The sequence below is a fragment of the Acinetobacter sp. WY4 genome (assembly GCF_018438165.1).
Classification (GTDB): Bacteria; Pseudomonadota; Gammaproteobacteria; order Pseudomonadales; family Moraxellaceae; genus Acinetobacter.
Genome location: NZ_CP053947.1, coordinates 421,219 through 435,120, shown reverse-complemented (window position 1 = coordinate 435,120; position 13,902 = coordinate 421,219). Strand labels below are relative to the sequence as shown.

Sequence of the window (13,902 nt, the reverse complement as noted above, 5' to 3'; positions counted from 1 at the left end):
AGGCCATATTTACAGAAAAATAAAGCCTACCTAAAATATCAGGCTAAAAGCAGGTTTACGTTCCCTTTTAAAAATAAATGAAAGCTTTTTGATTTTAAAAATATAATTGTATTGATCCTTAAGTTTTTACTAAGTTAAAGTGCGGATCCCATGCTCACGCAAGCACTTTAACAATATCCCGAAAGCCACCAGAATTTCCTGTTCACTCACACAGGCAAAGCCTAGTAATAATCCTTTCTGCCGAGTCGAATAATGTTTGGTATAGTATTGCGATAATGCTCTGACCTTGATTCCCAGTTCAAGCGCTTTGGATGCAATCAAGACATCATCACTGCTGCTCGGCAATTTTAAAATCAGATGCAAACCGGCGGCGGTATTGTATTCATGCAGAAAATCTTCACCTAAATGTCGGCGAATCAGGTCAATTAAAAAAGCGTGGCGTTTACCGTACAATAAACGCATCCGTCGGATATGCGCTTCATAATGTCCTTCACGGATAAATTCAGCCAGTGTTTGCTGATCGATTAAGTGACCACCACGATAAAGTTCCGAAGCTACAATTCGCAATGAAGAAAAGAGCTGTTTTGGTACCACTAAATAGCCAATACGCAGGGCCGGATAAATCGTCTTACTGAACGTCCCCATATAAATCACCGGAGAATCCGGCTCTAAACCTTGTAAAGAAGGATAGGGCTGGCCCGAGAACCTGAACTCACTGTCATAATCATCTTCAACAATCCAGCTATTGTGCTGGCGTGCCAGTGCAATTAACTGTTTGCGCCGTTCTAAACTTAAATGTGAGCCCAAAGGATATTGATGCGACGGCGTCACAAAAATCAGCTTAGGCGGTTTTTTGGGATGTAGATCGGGGATAATCCCTTCCTGATCGACCGGTAAGGAACGCAGATTCACACCATTAATTCGTAAAATATTACGCGCACCCCAATAAGCCGGATCTTCGATCCATACTTCATCGCCTATGTCGCTTAAAGTACGCGAGACCAAATCAATCGCCTGATGGGTGCCTTCGGTAATAATGATCTGATCAGCATCGCACTGCACTGAACGGGCAATTTTCAGATATTCTGCCAGCTCCTGACGCAGTTCTAGGGAGCCACCGGCATTGCTGTAAATCAGGTTGTTAACTTGAGGTTCACGGCTCAAACGCGTTTGGATTTTGCTGAAAATATGATGCGGAAATTCGGTTACATCGGGTGCGCCCGGTACAAAGGCTCCCCATTGATAAGGCGAAGCCGCGGAATAGCCGAGCAAGTAAGAACCGCGTTGCGACAGATTATAATTTTGCTGTGCTTTTTTTTCTGCAACGGCAGGAGAATTCTGTTCTGCCTTCACCAAAAAGGATTCGGGTAATTTCTCTACTACCCAGGTACCTTGACCGGTACGGGCATCAACATAACCCTGTGCCTGTAATTGTTCATAGGCATTTAACACCGTATTACGCGATACCTGAATCTCTTTAGCCAGATCACGTGATGCAGGCAAGCGGGTTTTGGGAGCCAATACGCTATCAATAATCGCGTTACGCAAGCAGCGGAACAGGCGCATCTGTAATGTTCCTGTGACATCTTGCTGCAATCGCTGCAGTAAATAATCTCCAAGCAAGCTACGCAATTGGCTCTCTCCTACAAATTTGAAATGGCTCTCGTGAGAGCGGTATTGCTAGGTGCAAAATAGTCTGATCAGGCAGTCATTGTAAAGTGTCTTGTATGCGTTTTGATCATGTACCTGCGGCTTGAATGCGAGCATACAGGCGGGCAGGCAATATACACAGATACCGATTAAAACTAAAGCGGAAAATCTAGACACTGATTTTGTTTGGAGCTCGCTGAACTAAGACCTGAATCAAGCAATGATTGCCATAACAGCCGAATAGAGATGTGTTGCAGCCGCCAGGACATACGACTGCATATAACAAAAGGATCATAGAATGAACATGATGATGAAAGGATTGACCTATACCGAGCAAGGTACAACGGCCTGGAACAATTATCTTAAGCAACTAGATAAAGTAGCGCCTTATCTGGGTGAGCTGAGTGAACGACTGGACATGCTGCGACGCCCAAAGCGCAGTTTGATTGTCGATGTTCCGGTCATCATGGATGATGGTACGGTTCAGCATTTTGAAGGCTATCGTGTTCAGCACAATTTAACTCGCGGTCCAGGCAAAGGCGGCGTGCGTTTTCATCCAGATGTCAATTTAGATGAGGTGATGGCTCTGTCGGCCTGGATGACGATCAAATGTGCTGCTCTAAATTTACCTTTTGGCGGTGCCAAAGGCGGTGTGCGAGTTGATCCGAGCCAGCTTTCCAAGCGCGAACTGGAACGCTTGACCCGACGTTATACGGCAGAAATCAATTTAATTATTGGACCGCAAAAAGATATTCCGGCGCCGGATGTTGGAACCAATCCGCAAATCATGGCCTGGATGATGGATACGTTTTCCATGAATGCGGGTTCTACGATTACTGGTGTAGTGACCGGAAAGCCGGTTCATTTAGGGGGGTCTTTAGGCCGCAGTAAAGCTACAGGTCGCGGCGTATTTATTAGCGGTCGTGAAGTTGCCCAGCAAATCGGTCTGGATTTAAAAAATGCTCGGGTTTGTGTACAGGGTTTCGGTAATGTGGGCAGTGAAGCTGCGCTGCTTTTCCAGGAAAATGGCAGCAAAGTGATCTGTGTTCAGGACCATTCTGCCACCCTGTATCAGAAAGAGGGGATTGATATTAAAAAGCTGCTTGAATACTCAAATGCCCACCATAAAATTCAGGGATTTTCTACCAGCGATGAAATTTCTGCATCAGCTTTCTGGACCATTCCTGCCGAAGTCTTTATTCCGGCAGCGCTGGAAGGTGTGATTAATACTCAGGTCGCGCAAAATATTCAGACCAAAATGATTCTGGAAGGTGCCAATGGTCCCACTTTGACTGAATCGGATGAAATTCTGAGTGAGCGTCATATTACCGTGGTGCCAGATGTAATCTGCAATGCGGGTGGCGTGACGGTCAGCTATTTTGAATGGGTTCAGGATTTGGCCAGTTATTTCTGGACCGAGGAAGAGATTAATCAGCGTATGGATGCCAGCATGAAAAATGCGGTACAGGATGTATGGCAAAAATCAGTCCAGGCCGGATGTTCTTTGCGTACAGCCGCTTATATTCTGGCCTGTGAGCGGATTTTAATGGCGCGTCAGGAACGCGGCATCTATCCGGGTTAAGCGAAGTTTTTTGCAAGATGAATTAATCCATAAAAACGACTAGATTTAATCCATGATGACCCATCGTAAATTTTTGCAATGGGTTTTTAAATTGGCTTCTTTATTTAAAAAGGAGCCAATTTTCATTATAAATATAAATAATTGTTTATAAATAAAATAATTTTATATTTTGACTATTTTACTCGTTTTAAATAGATCAATTGGCTCCTTTGAATTACTCAATAATGGCTCTCGTCTCATACGCGTAAAAGCGCAAAATGAACAACATCAGCCAGTCTTTGGCAAATTTCTATCCCAAGATCCGGATAGCAAAATTTACAACGTATGAATCAAGAATGAGGATACAAAATGGACAGTAAACACTCAGCACTGAATGCACGTAAACAGCAGGCGACACCACGTGGTGTTGGGGTCATGTGTCAATGGTACGCAGAGAAAGCAGAAAACTCGACCATCTGGGATGCAGAAGGCAATCAATATATCGACTTTGCGGGCGGGATCGCCGTACTGAATACCGGCCATCGTCACCCTAAAATTATTGCTGCGGTCACTGAACAATTAACCAAATTTACCCATACGGCTTATCAGGTTGTACCATACGAGAGTTACGTTGCTCTGGCAGAACGTATCAATGCACGCGCTCCAATTCAAGGTGCTGCAAAAACCTCATTCTTTTCGACTGGTGCTGAAGCTGTCGAAAATGCAGTTAAAATTGCCCGTGCCCATACTGGCCGTCATGGCATCGTGACTTTTGGCAATGGTTTCCATGGTCGCTCATTTATGACGATGGCCATGACCGGTAAAACTGCACCTTATAAACGCGACTTTGGGGTGATGCCTGGTGGTGTTTTCCATGCCCGTTATCCGGTGGAATCCAAAGGCATTAGTGTTGATGATGCAATTCAAAGCATTGAAGACATTTTCGCAGAAGATATTGCTGCGCATGACGTAGCAGCAATTGTGCTTGAACCTGTACAAGGCGAAGGCGGTTTTAATGTGGTGCCAGCAGAATTCCTGAAACGCTTGCGTGTATTATGCGATCAAAACGGCATTTTACTGATTGCTGATGAAGTACAGTCTGGTTTTGCGCGTACAGGTAAACTGTTTGCGATGGATTATTATGAGACCAAGGCAGACCTGATTACAATGGCCAAGAGTCTAGGCGGCGGTTTCCCGATCTCAGGCGTTGTAGGTCGTGCTGAAGTCATGGATGCACCAAATCCAGGTGGATTGGGCGGTACTTATGCCGGTAACCCGGTTGCTGTTGCGGCTGCCCATGCGGTACTGGATATCATTGAAGAAGAAGGTCTTTGTGAAAGAGCGAATGATCTAGGCGCAGAACTGGTTGATGTTTTACATGAACTGAAAATGTCATCTAGCATGGTCAAAGATATTCGTGCACTGGGCTCAATGGTGGCGGTTGAGCTTGAAACTGCGGAACAGGCAAAAGCTGTACAAAACCATGCCATGCAAAATGGTCTGTTAATCCTGACCTGCGGTCGTTATGGTAATGTAATCCGTTTCCTATACCCGCTCACGATTCCGGCAGAACAGTTCCGTGCGGGATTGGCTATCTTGAAACAAGGGTTTGCACTGTCTGTCGCAGCCTAATAAAAGAGTAATGATCATGCTTCAAGCGCAATATAGAGATTTATTACAGCATCCTGATATCAGCTTCGATCAGCCTGCCACGGATGAATATATTGAAGTCAAAGATGCAGCAACCCAAGCCACTTTGGCCTGGGTAAAATCCCATGACCGGACATCTGTAGAACAGCTGATAGCTCGTTCTCAGCAAGCCCAAAAAGCCTGGAAAACCAAGACAGCCCTCGAACGTGCGGATGTGCTTTGGGCCTGGTTCAATCTGATGCAGGAACATAAAGAATCTTTGGCTCAGATTCTGACTGCTGAACAGGGTAAGCCACTGGCTGAGGCGCGTGGTGAAATTGGTTATGCCGCTTCCTTTATCCGCTGGTTTGCCGAGCAGGCGCGCCGTATTGATGGTGACGTGTTGACACCAACGCTTGCCCATCAGCGTTTATTGGTCGTTAAACAGGCGATTGGGGTAACAGCTGCGATCACGCCATGGAATTTCCCGGCGGCGATGATTACCCGTAAAGCCGCGCCAGCTCTGGCTGCTGGCTGTTCCATGCTGGTTAAACCGGCTGAACAAACACCTTTAACCGCCTATGCGCTTGAAGTTTTGGCCTTGCGCGCAGGTTTGCCACAAGATGTATTGCTGCATGTTAGTGGTGATGCGGTTGCAGTGGGTCAGGTCTTATGTGAAAGCGAAACTGTGAAAAAGTTAAGCTTTACCGGTTCGACTCAAGTCGGCCGTATCCTGATGCAGCAATGTGCACCGACCATCAAAAAACTGTCTTTAGAACTTGGTGGCAATGCACCGGTTCTGGTCTTTGATGACGCCAATCTTGAACAGGCGGTACAGGGCATCATGGCCAGTAAATTCCGGAACAGTGGGCAGACCTGTGTTTGTGCGAACCGGATTTATGTACAAGATGGCATTTATGATGCGCTGGTAGAAAAACTGGTGGCTGCCGTTGCCAAACTAAAAGTCGGTGATGGCCGTGATGAAGCTTCTACCCAAGGTCCATTAATTGATGAGGCTGCGATTGAAAAAGTGCAGTCACATATTGCCGACGCAGTGAGCAAAGGTGCAGAGGTGAAAACCGGTGGACAGCGCTCAAATCTGGGCGGTACATTCTTCGAGCCAACGCTTCTGACTGAAGTTACTCAGCAGATGCGTGTGGCAAAAGAAGAAACTTTTGGACCGTTGGCGCCGTTATTCCGTTTCAAGACTGAAGAAGAAGCAATTCAGATGGCGAACGATACAGAATTCGGTCTGGCTACCTATGTATTTACCCAAAGTACAGCACGTCAGTGGCGTGTAGGTGAAGCCTTAGAATACGGTATGGTGGGAATCAATACCGGAGCTATCTCTAATGAGGTTGCGCCATTTGGTGGAGTCAAGCAATCAGGGTTAGGCCGTGAAGGGTCTAAATTCGGTATGGATGAATACCTTGAAATGAAATATCTCTGTGTTGATATTTCTTCATAATGATGTTTAAAAAGTAAACTTATTCATTAAAAAACTGATGAGAAAATATCAGCCTCCAGTGAATCCCGTGTTTAATTTAAACCGGGATTCCTGCGATGGAGCAAGGACTCAATAAACAGATTGGAGGAGGGTATATTTTCAGTTGTTAAGTCATTCTTCTTCTCTAAAATTCCCCTAAATATCAATTAAAGCATCAGATTATCATCAGGATTTAACCCTGATTTCTAACTTTAAACCAAAAGCATCCAGTAATTTCTGCATAGACTTGAGTGTTGGATTGCCTTCAGGTTGTTCCATTTTCTGTAGAGTCTGGGGAGCAATCTTGGTAATTTTAGCCATATCGTTGAGTGTGAGGTGCAACTCGGTACGAATGAAGCGAGCAACCTGATGAAAAGGCCAGTCAGGATTGTTACTGACGGTTTCAAGTACAGACAATCTCTTTTGCATCTGTTGAATCGGAGTCAGTGGCTTGAAGCGTTTATCCATAATTCAGCTCCTCCAATTGTTGGCAAATATTATCAATTCGATACTGGCTATTTTCCAGAATTTCAGGTGCCAATTGCAGATACTGCATGTGCTCGAGTAATCCCTGATAAAGTGGTAATTGTTCGATTAACACCGCTTTGATTTCTTTTGGATCAATCATCGTGCTTTCGGCAATCTGTTCAATGACTGAATGCCAAATTGGCATACCACCATGATCATCTCGCTCCCAACGCGTAGTTCGGGCAATACCATCTGGATGTAGCCACATCGGCGCAAAATCAAATAATGGGGTTAGTCGAATGATTCCATTATTGAAACGTTGAATCGCTGTATTACGGGTATGATTGTCCTTATTGCCTAAAGCGACATTGGCAAGATCACGCTTCAAATATTCAAAGATTTCCTGTTTTGGTTCAGTACAGCATTGCATCAACAGGCTACAGATCTGGTTATGGGTCATTCTTACCCCAAAACCGGCTTTTCCTCCCAGAGAAGCAATACTTTCCTGGGCAATTCTTTCAACCTTCCCATCGCTGACTTTACGGTCAAATCGGGGAATAAATAAAGTCTTACCATGCAGCTCCAGTTCCTGATGAACACGAAGTCCCAGGTATTGGGCAATTTTCATATATAAGGCTTCGTGCATCAAAATTTTATCTAGATTCTGATCACTGCCACGACTGAATTTCACCAGCCAATGCTGTTTGACCTGATGATCTGTCAGCGTGTGATCCAGATAGAACAGGTCATCATGACCTTGAGTCAGCAGTAATTTTGGCCACTCGCCCTGAATACCAGAAGAGCCGGCAATAAAAAGTCCATGAGAGGCTAAGGATTCAATAAAGTTTTCTTGACGTTCTACGACTTGGTCTAGGCTAAAGCCATGATTCTGCTGAACAGGAAACTGCCCCTGTAGCCATTCATAAGCCTCTTTAATCCGTAAATTACCAATCGGATTACCTGCACCCGCTTTTAGAAGCGCCCAGTCTGCTTGTTCCTGAGTGTTTTCAGAAAAATTAAGCTGACGGAGTAATTCTTTACGGCCATAACCTTGAGGTAACAAATCCATCAGGAAGGCTGGCCAGGTAGATTGCAAGGTATTTTGCACATTTACTGGTAAATGATAGGCTAGCGCATGCCCATCGCTTAGGTCCATATAAGAAATAGCATATTCAAATAGATATGATGTGCGCGTGGCTGCTTGCCATCCAGTTTGTTGTTGACCGACAATCTCAACAATAGCGCAATCCAGCCATTCATCTTCCTGATAAATCTGCAGTGTGCAATATTGATCCATAATTTTATTAAAATAGTAAAGTAAAGTGATTTTATTTATTATATACCTATTTTAATAAAAAACTAATTTTATCTTCTTAAAGTTCTTTATCGTTCTAAAAGGCCTTATCTTCACCAGAATACAAGGCTTATGAGGCTATATAACAAGATGTATCCTCATAGAAATCAATATATAACCCAATTAATTTTTAAATATCAGAGGAGCTCTAACCCTGGTTATTTATTATGAATCTTTCTTTTGAATAAAATTTTAAGCAGCAAATAAAGGACTAAATCCCCGTTTACGTAGTAATTTTCGGTACATACTCGAGCTTCGATCTGCCGGAAAATGCGCTTCTAAAGATAAGTCCAGAGGTAAATATTCAGGTTTCTGATTTTCCACAATCACACGATCTTCCTCGAAAATTTTCATATTAAAGGCATAGGCATCTTCAACCGGTAAATCTTTATCATAATTGCGGCAAATAGGTGCAAAAAGTCGTGTTGAACGCGCAGTCATCGGTGAAGCCGCATTCATGATGACCTGCTTGGCATCATTCGGAAAATGAATCGTAAGGGTTGCAGTAAAGGGTAGGCTCACTTCAAAATGACGTAACCATTTAAAATCTTCCTGGCCACGCTGCTCTGTTCCGATCGGATAACGTCCCACACTACTGATATAATCTGCATTAAAACCAACATCCGTTTCTGTCGTACTGTAATCAGGAACTTCTACATCCTCCGGATCACCAAAAGTATCGGGATGCACCCAGGCAAAATGTGCCACATCAATAAAACCTTCGAGCTGTCTTCCTGCAAAACATTGAATGTCTATCTGAGGGCAGACCAGTTGCTGATACTCAGCATCATCCCAAAAAGGCATATGAGGAATATGAGGTTCTGCATCCTTTTCAGCGCTTAACGAACACCAGATCAGACCATATTTTTCTACCGCAGCATAAGTTTTTAGATGGAAGCGCTCCGATATTTTATGCTGAGGATGTGCAGGAATACGGTTACATTTACCTTCACTGCCAAAGCGTAAACCGTGATAACGACACACCACGCCTTTGCCGTCATTTTTTCCCAAGCTTAAAGGTACACCGCGATGCGGACATGCATCTTTCGCCACCACCAGTTCATCGTTCATTTTATAAATCACCAGCGGCATATCAAGCAGCATACTACTTGTTGGCTGATCTGTAATATCACGCGCAAGTGCAATCGGATACCAGTACTGAGCCAAAAGATGCCAGTCATGTTCCTCGAATGTCATATGGACGGGTAAGTCGGGACTAAACGTGGCGATATTTGTATTCATAATGGATTCTGTGTCGTGACCTTTAGCTGGACTATAAAACAGCAAGGTGTTCTATGAAATTTCAATTAACAGGATATAGGATTGCGTAAATCAGAACACTGACCAGCGATTAAAAACAAAATAAGCAACTTTCCAGGTTTTTTATGTTCAACTACGCAAATATTGAGATGGGATATTTCTAAGCTTAAATCTCGCTGAAAATATTTTTTAAAAAGCGTGCTCTCAATTTCAATGCTCTACTTTGGCGCATAAATTGCTTATCACGCGTATAGACCATTGATCATTTACTCAGAATCCACAAGGAATTGATGTGACGACTAGCTACTTACGCGGACAAGAACTTATCGAGAGCATTCGCAGTGCACCTTATTCGCGTGACCTGATTGGTTATCATGGCGAACCACCAAAAGTGCAATGGCCAAACGGCGCGCGTGTCGCGGTACAGTTTGTGCTGAATTATGAAGAAGGTGGTGAAAACCACATTGAACATGGTGATACGGGGTCAGAACAGTTTTTATCTGAAATCATCGGTGCTGCCAGCTTTCCAGACAAACATATGTCGATGGATTCGATGTACGAATATGGTTCACGTGCAGGCTTCTGGCGGATTCATCAGGAGTTCCAGAAACGTGGTTTGCCGATGACTATCTTTGGAGTCGGTATGGCCTTAATACGTAATCCTTATGTGGTCGAGGCGATTAAATCAGCTCATTATGATGTGGTTTCACATGGGCAGCGCTGGCTACATTATCAGGACATGCCGCTTGAACTTGAACGTCAGTATATGGATCAGGCGGTCAGCGTTCTGGAAAGCCTGTTTGGTGAAGCACCGATCGGCTGGTATACCGGTCGGGACAGTCCGAATACCCGTCAACTTCTGGCTGATTTTCCTCAAATCAAATATGACGCTGATTACTATGGGGATGACTTGCCATTTTGGAGCACCTTGACCAATCAGGCAGGGGAAACACGTTCGCATTTGATTATTCCTTATAGCCTGGATAGCAATGACATGAAATTCAGTTCACCTGGCGGTTTTAATAGCGGGGAACAGTTTTATCAATATCTCAAAGATGCTTTTGATGTGCTCTATACCGAAGGTGAAACTGCGCCAAAAATGCTGTCGATTGGCATGCACTGCCGTATTTTAGGACGGCCGGGACGTTTTAAAGCACTACAAAAGTTCCTAGAGTATATTCAGAATCATGACAAGGTCTGGATTTGCCGCCGTGGGGATATTGCCGAGCACTGGTATAACCATCATGCGCCATAATCATAAAATATATTGGAAAAGATCATTTTAGATGCTCTTTTTTGAGTCATGTACTTTATAAAAATAACAAACACATCAGCTTTGGCACTGTTATTGCAAAACCAGTTTTAAATAACCAAGCAATATAATCAGGCGATTGAATAGTGCAACTTGTTGAATTTAATCAAGCATCAACAGAAGATGCGATGATCTTTTTAAAGCACTGTGTGCAAATACCCAGCTGGTCGACCGAGCTTGCCGCAAAACGTCCTTATGCATCGCTTGAGGATGTTTTGAGTGCAGCGAACCAACAGGCGGCGACCTGGAGTTGGGATGAAATTAAAACTGCGCTGGATAATCATCCCCGTATAGGTGAAAAACAGGCACAGGCTGAATTAAGTGAAATAGAAAAAGACTTTTCCCATCGTGAGCAATCCGGCATTACAGCAGATGACGATACCCAGCTCGCGCTGCTTAAAGGCAATCTTGCCTATGAAAAAAAATATGGGTTTATCTTTCTGATCAAAGCTGCTGGATTGAGCAGTGAAGACGTCCTTCAAGCCCTGAACTATCGTTTGCTAAATGATCCAGAGATTGAGAAACGTATTGTCCATCATCAACTGGCAGAAATTGCCTTGTCACGACTGGCTCAGGAGCTTCATGCATGATTAGCACGCATATTTTAGATACACATCTGGGAAAACCTGCGACAGACGTGGTGGTACGACTTTTTGCTGAAGAAGGTCGCTTGCTTGCTGAGACAAAAACCAATACAGACGGCCGCGTCAGTGATTTTGGCATAGTCGATTTAAAAACAGGTATCTATAGTCTTGAGTTTTTTACATCTGCTTATTTTGAAGGTTTGGGTTTAGAAACTTTTTTCCTAAAGCAGTTATTCATTTTTATGTGAAAGATGCATTCCAGCATTTTCATATTCCTTTACTGATCAGCCCATTCGCGTACTCCACATATCGCGGAAGCTGATTTTATATTTAGACTTTGAGGGTGAGAAAAATGACAGAACAAAGTAAAACAATATCACCTGAACATGAATATTTAGGTGCGGGGAAAAGTGCAGCTTATGGTTTGCAACACGTACTGACCATGTATGGTGGAATTATTGCACCACCTTTAATCGTGGGAACAGCAGCCGGCCTAGAAGCTTATCAAATTGGATTATTGATTGCGGCGGCGCTATTTGTCGGTGGTTTAGCCACAATTTTGCAAACCGTTGGGGTGAAATATATCGGTGCAAAACTACCTTTGGTGCAAGGGGTTTCTTTTGCCGGTGTCGCAACGATGGTTGCGATTGTGACTACAGGCGGTGGTTTGCAAGCCGTCTACGGTGCAGTCATTGTCGCATCATTGATCGGTTTTTTCCTCGCACCTTATTTTTCCAAAATTATCCGTTTCTTTCCACCAGTCGTGACCGGTTGCGTCATTACTATCATTGGTTTGTCTTTATTGCCGGTGGCAGTCCGCTGGATGATGGGCGGCAATCCCAAGGCACCAGAATGGGGAAGTGTCGAGAACATTGGTCTGGCATTGATGACCTTGGCTTTAGTAATTTGCCTGAATTTGAGCCGACAGGCCGCTATCCGTCGCTTGTCTATTCTTCTAGCAATTGTTTTAGGTTCAGTACTGGCCTATTTATTCGGTTTTGGTGATTTCTCTAAAGTTGCGACTGGGACATGGATTCAGGTACCTAGCTTCTTCGCCTTTGGACTACCGACTTTTGAGCTCACAGCCATTATTTCCATGCTCATCGTTACTCTCGTGATTATGACCGAAACCACAGCAGATATCATTGCAGTGGGTGAGATTGTAGGTACCAAAGTGGATGCGGATCGTATCTCGAATGGCTTGCGTGCCGATATGTTATCGAGTGCGATGGCACCGGTTTTTGGTTCATTTATGCAAAGTGCTTTTGCACAAAATGTCGGCTTGGTGGCGATTACCGGAATTAAAAGTCGCTTTGTGGTCGCTGCGGGTGGCATGATTTTAGTAGTGTTGGGTTTATTGCCCATTATGGGACGTTTGATTGCTGCCATTCCTGTACCGGTATTAGGTGGTGCAGGTCTGGTACTTTTTGGAACAGTCGCTGCAAGCGGGATTCGTACCTTGGCTAAAATTGATTATAACGAGCAAAAAAATCTTATCATTGTTGCGACGGCTATTGCAGCCGGCATGATTCCCATTATTGATCATTCCTTTTATGCCAACTTTCCAAAATGGGTGCAAACCTTGTTTCATTCGGGGATTAGCTCAACCTGCTTAATGGCCATTTTACTCAACCTGTTGTTCAATCATCTGAACCTATTTAAAAATAAAAGCACAGCGACTACAGAAATTGTGGCAAAGATTCCACATTAGAAAATTTAAACCAGGATGAAAACAGTCCAGAAAATGGGCTGTTTTTTTTATCAAAAATTAAAAATGTTGGCTTTGTTTTTGCTTAATTCAGAATGTGATTCTTTCATTCCATTGGGGACCCTTATTTATGAAATTCACTCAACTTACTGCTGCAACATTACTTGTATTGGGTGCGGCATCCGCACAGGCAAAACCGATCTGGCAAGACTTCAGTGTCACCGGACTTTATGGAGAAAACTATGAGGTGGTCGATGAGAAACAGGCGACTGCGACCTTTGAATATACGGCAAAAGTAAAATATGCAGATGTCTTCTTCTTCATTGACCGTATGCGCGGCGCAGATGACTTTAAATCCAGTTATTTTGAATTTTCACCACGTTTAAGCTTGGGAGAAGTATCAGGCCAGAAACTTGCCTTTGGCCCGGTTAAAGATGTACTGGTCTCAACGACCTGGGAAGGTGGAGAAGGTTTTGATAACTTCCTCTACGGCGTAGGTTTCGATCTGGAAATTCCCTATTTCCGCTATGCTAGCATTAATCTTTATCGCGTGAATAATGAGAATATTGATGATGATTACCAGTTGACACTGACCTACGGCGTGCCAATTAAACTGGGAACTGAAGAATTTCTGGTGGATGGCTTCTTGGACTGGTCTACAGAAGAAGATACTCATGACAGCGAGATGAACTGGACCACCCAATGGAAATGGAATGTCGGTAAACACATTTCTCCAGACACCAATTTATATCTGGGGATTGAACATTCTATCTGGAACAACAAATTCGGTATCCCAAATGCCGATGAAAATAATGTCAGTGCTTTAGTGAAATATCACTTCTAGGCAAAGTGATGAAGAAATAAGTTAAAAGCCCTGATAAAAGGGCTTT

At 43.8% G+C, this 13,902-nt stretch carries 11 protein-coding genes and 1 pseudogene; 8 read left to right on the top strand and 4 right to left on the bottom strand.

All coding sequences use genetic code 11. The annotated features are described in order from the left end of the window. Positions 1–129 precede the first annotated feature (129 nt). Positions 130–1,632 (bottom strand): PLP-dependent aminotransferase family protein, encoded by a 1,503-nt coding sequence (locus tag G4D73_RS02055; RefSeq protein WP_004646934.1) that lies wholly within the window; start codon positions 1,630–1,632, stop codon positions 130–132. A gap of 328 nt (positions 1,633–1,960) precedes the next feature. Between G4D73_RS02055 and G4D73_RS02050 the strand changes: the two genes are divergently transcribed. The 3 genes from G4D73_RS02050 to G4D73_RS02040 all read left to right on the top strand — a co-directional run bounded on the left by G4D73_RS02050 (position 1,961) and on the right by G4D73_RS02040 (position 6,308). After that, positions 1,961–3,232 carry a Glu/Leu/Phe/Val family dehydrogenase gene (locus tag G4D73_RS02050; protein ID WP_228305206.1) on the top strand — a complete coding sequence of 424 codons (1,272 nt, stop codon included), beginning with the start codon at positions 1,961–1,963 and terminating at the stop codon, positions 3,230–3,232. A 348-nt stretch (positions 3,233–3,580) separates the two neighbouring features. Beyond that, complete coding sequence (gene gabT, locus G4D73_RS02045) at positions 3,581–4,843, top strand: 4-aminobutyrate--2-oxoglutarate transaminase (RefSeq protein ID WP_044110443.1); 1,263 nt, start codon at positions 3,581–3,583, stop codon at positions 4,841–4,843. A 16-nt stretch (positions 4,844–4,859) separates the two neighbouring features. Continuing rightward, positions 4,860–6,308 carry an NAD-dependent succinate-semialdehyde dehydrogenase gene (locus G4D73_RS02040; RefSeq protein WP_213687256.1) on the top strand — a complete coding sequence of 483 codons (1,449 nt, stop codon included), beginning with the start codon at positions 4,860–4,862 and terminating at the stop codon, positions 6,306–6,308. A 204-nt stretch (positions 6,309–6,512) separates the two neighbouring features. Here G4D73_RS02040 and G4D73_RS02035 read toward each other — a convergent pair whose 3' ends face one another. The 3 genes from G4D73_RS02035 to G4D73_RS02025 all read right to left on the bottom strand — a co-directional run bounded on the left by G4D73_RS02035 (position 6,513) and on the right by G4D73_RS02025 (position 9,390). Next, positions 6,513–6,794 (bottom strand): helix-turn-helix domain-containing protein, encoded by a 282-nt coding sequence (locus G4D73_RS02035; protein WP_004280265.1) that lies wholly within the window; start codon positions 6,792–6,794, stop codon positions 6,513–6,515. Further along, the gene (locus tag G4D73_RS02030; RefSeq protein WP_213687255.1) at positions 6,787–8,091 is read right to left on the bottom strand and encodes a type II toxin-antitoxin system HipA family toxin; all 1,305 of its coding nucleotides are present in this window, start codon (positions 8,089–8,091) and stop codon (positions 6,787–6,789) included. Before G4D73_RS02030 ends, G4D73_RS02035 begins: the two co-directional genes overlap by 8 nt. 249 nt (positions 8,092–8,340) lie before the next feature. Continuing rightward, on the bottom strand, positions 8,341–9,390 hold the full coding sequence (locus tag G4D73_RS02025) for an aromatic ring-hydroxylating oxygenase subunit alpha (RefSeq protein ID WP_213687254.1): 1,050 nt from the start codon (positions 9,388–9,390) through the stop codon (positions 8,341–8,343). A 310-nt stretch (positions 9,391–9,700) separates the two neighbouring features. Between G4D73_RS02025 and puuE the strand changes: the two genes are divergently transcribed. The 5 genes and pseudogenes from puuE (at position 9,701) to G4D73_RS02000 (ending at position 13,856) form a co-directional block, all read left to right on the top strand. Beyond that, complete coding sequence (gene puuE, locus G4D73_RS02020; RefSeq protein ID WP_213687253.1) at positions 9,701–10,663, top strand: allantoinase PuuE; 963 nt, start codon at positions 9,701–9,703, stop codon at positions 10,661–10,663. A 143-nt stretch (positions 10,664–10,806) separates the two neighbouring features. Continuing rightward, the gene (gene uraD, locus G4D73_RS02015) at positions 10,807–11,310 is read left to right on the top strand and encodes a 2-oxo-4-hydroxy-4-carboxy-5-ureidoimidazoline decarboxylase (protein WP_213687252.1); all 504 of its coding nucleotides are present in this window, start codon (positions 10,807–10,809) and stop codon (positions 11,308–11,310) included. Then, a pseudogene (gene uraH, locus G4D73_RS02010) lies at positions 11,307–11,626 on the top strand (hydroxyisourate hydrolase). The gene uraD and the pseudogene uraH overlap by 4 nt, the downstream one beginning before the upstream one ends. Positions 11,627–11,656: 30 nt before the next feature. After that, positions 11,657–13,015, top strand: a complete 1,359-nt coding sequence (locus G4D73_RS02005; protein ID WP_213687251.1) for a nucleobase:cation symporter-2 family protein — start codon at positions 11,657–11,659, stop codon at positions 13,013–13,015. Positions 13,016–13,142: 127 nt separating this feature from the next. Continuing rightward, the gene (locus G4D73_RS02000; protein WP_114541707.1) at positions 13,143–13,856 is read left to right on the top strand and encodes an outer membrane protein OmpK; all 714 of its coding nucleotides are present in this window, start codon (positions 13,143–13,145) and stop codon (positions 13,854–13,856) included. Positions 13,857–13,902: the final 46 nt, after the last annotated feature.

What these genes read in the sequence shown, in the direction of transcription:
- G4D73_RS02030 (WP_213687255.1), bottom strand. Translation starts at nt 8,091, where the DNA reads ATGGATCAATATTGCACACTGCAGATTTATCAGGAAGATGAATGGCTG.
- G4D73_RS02025 (WP_213687254.1), bottom strand. Translation starts at nt 9,390, where the DNA reads ATGAATACAAATATCGCCACGTTTAGTCCCGACTTACCCGTCCATATG.
- G4D73_RS02040 (WP_213687256.1), top strand. Translation starts at nt 4,860, where the DNA reads ATGCTTCAAGCGCAATATAGAGATTTATTACAGCATCCTGATATCAGC.
- G4D73_RS02000 (WP_114541707.1), top strand. Translation starts at nt 13,143, where the DNA reads ATGAAATTCACTCAACTTACTGCTGCAACATTACTTGTATTGGGTGCG.
- G4D73_RS02035 (WP_004280265.1), bottom strand. Translation starts at nt 6,794, where the DNA reads ATGGATAAACGCTTCAAGCCACTGACTCCGATTCAACAGATGCAAAAG.
- G4D73_RS02005 (WP_213687251.1), top strand. Translation starts at nt 11,657, where the DNA reads ATGACAGAACAAAGTAAAACAATATCACCTGAACATGAATATTTAGGT.
- G4D73_RS02050 (WP_228305206.1), top strand. Translation starts at nt 1,961, where the DNA reads ATGAAAGGATTGACCTATACCGAGCAAGGTACAACGGCCTGGAACAAT.
- gabT (WP_044110443.1), top strand. Translation starts at nt 3,581, where the DNA reads ATGGACAGTAAACACTCAGCACTGAATGCACGTAAACAGCAGGCGACA.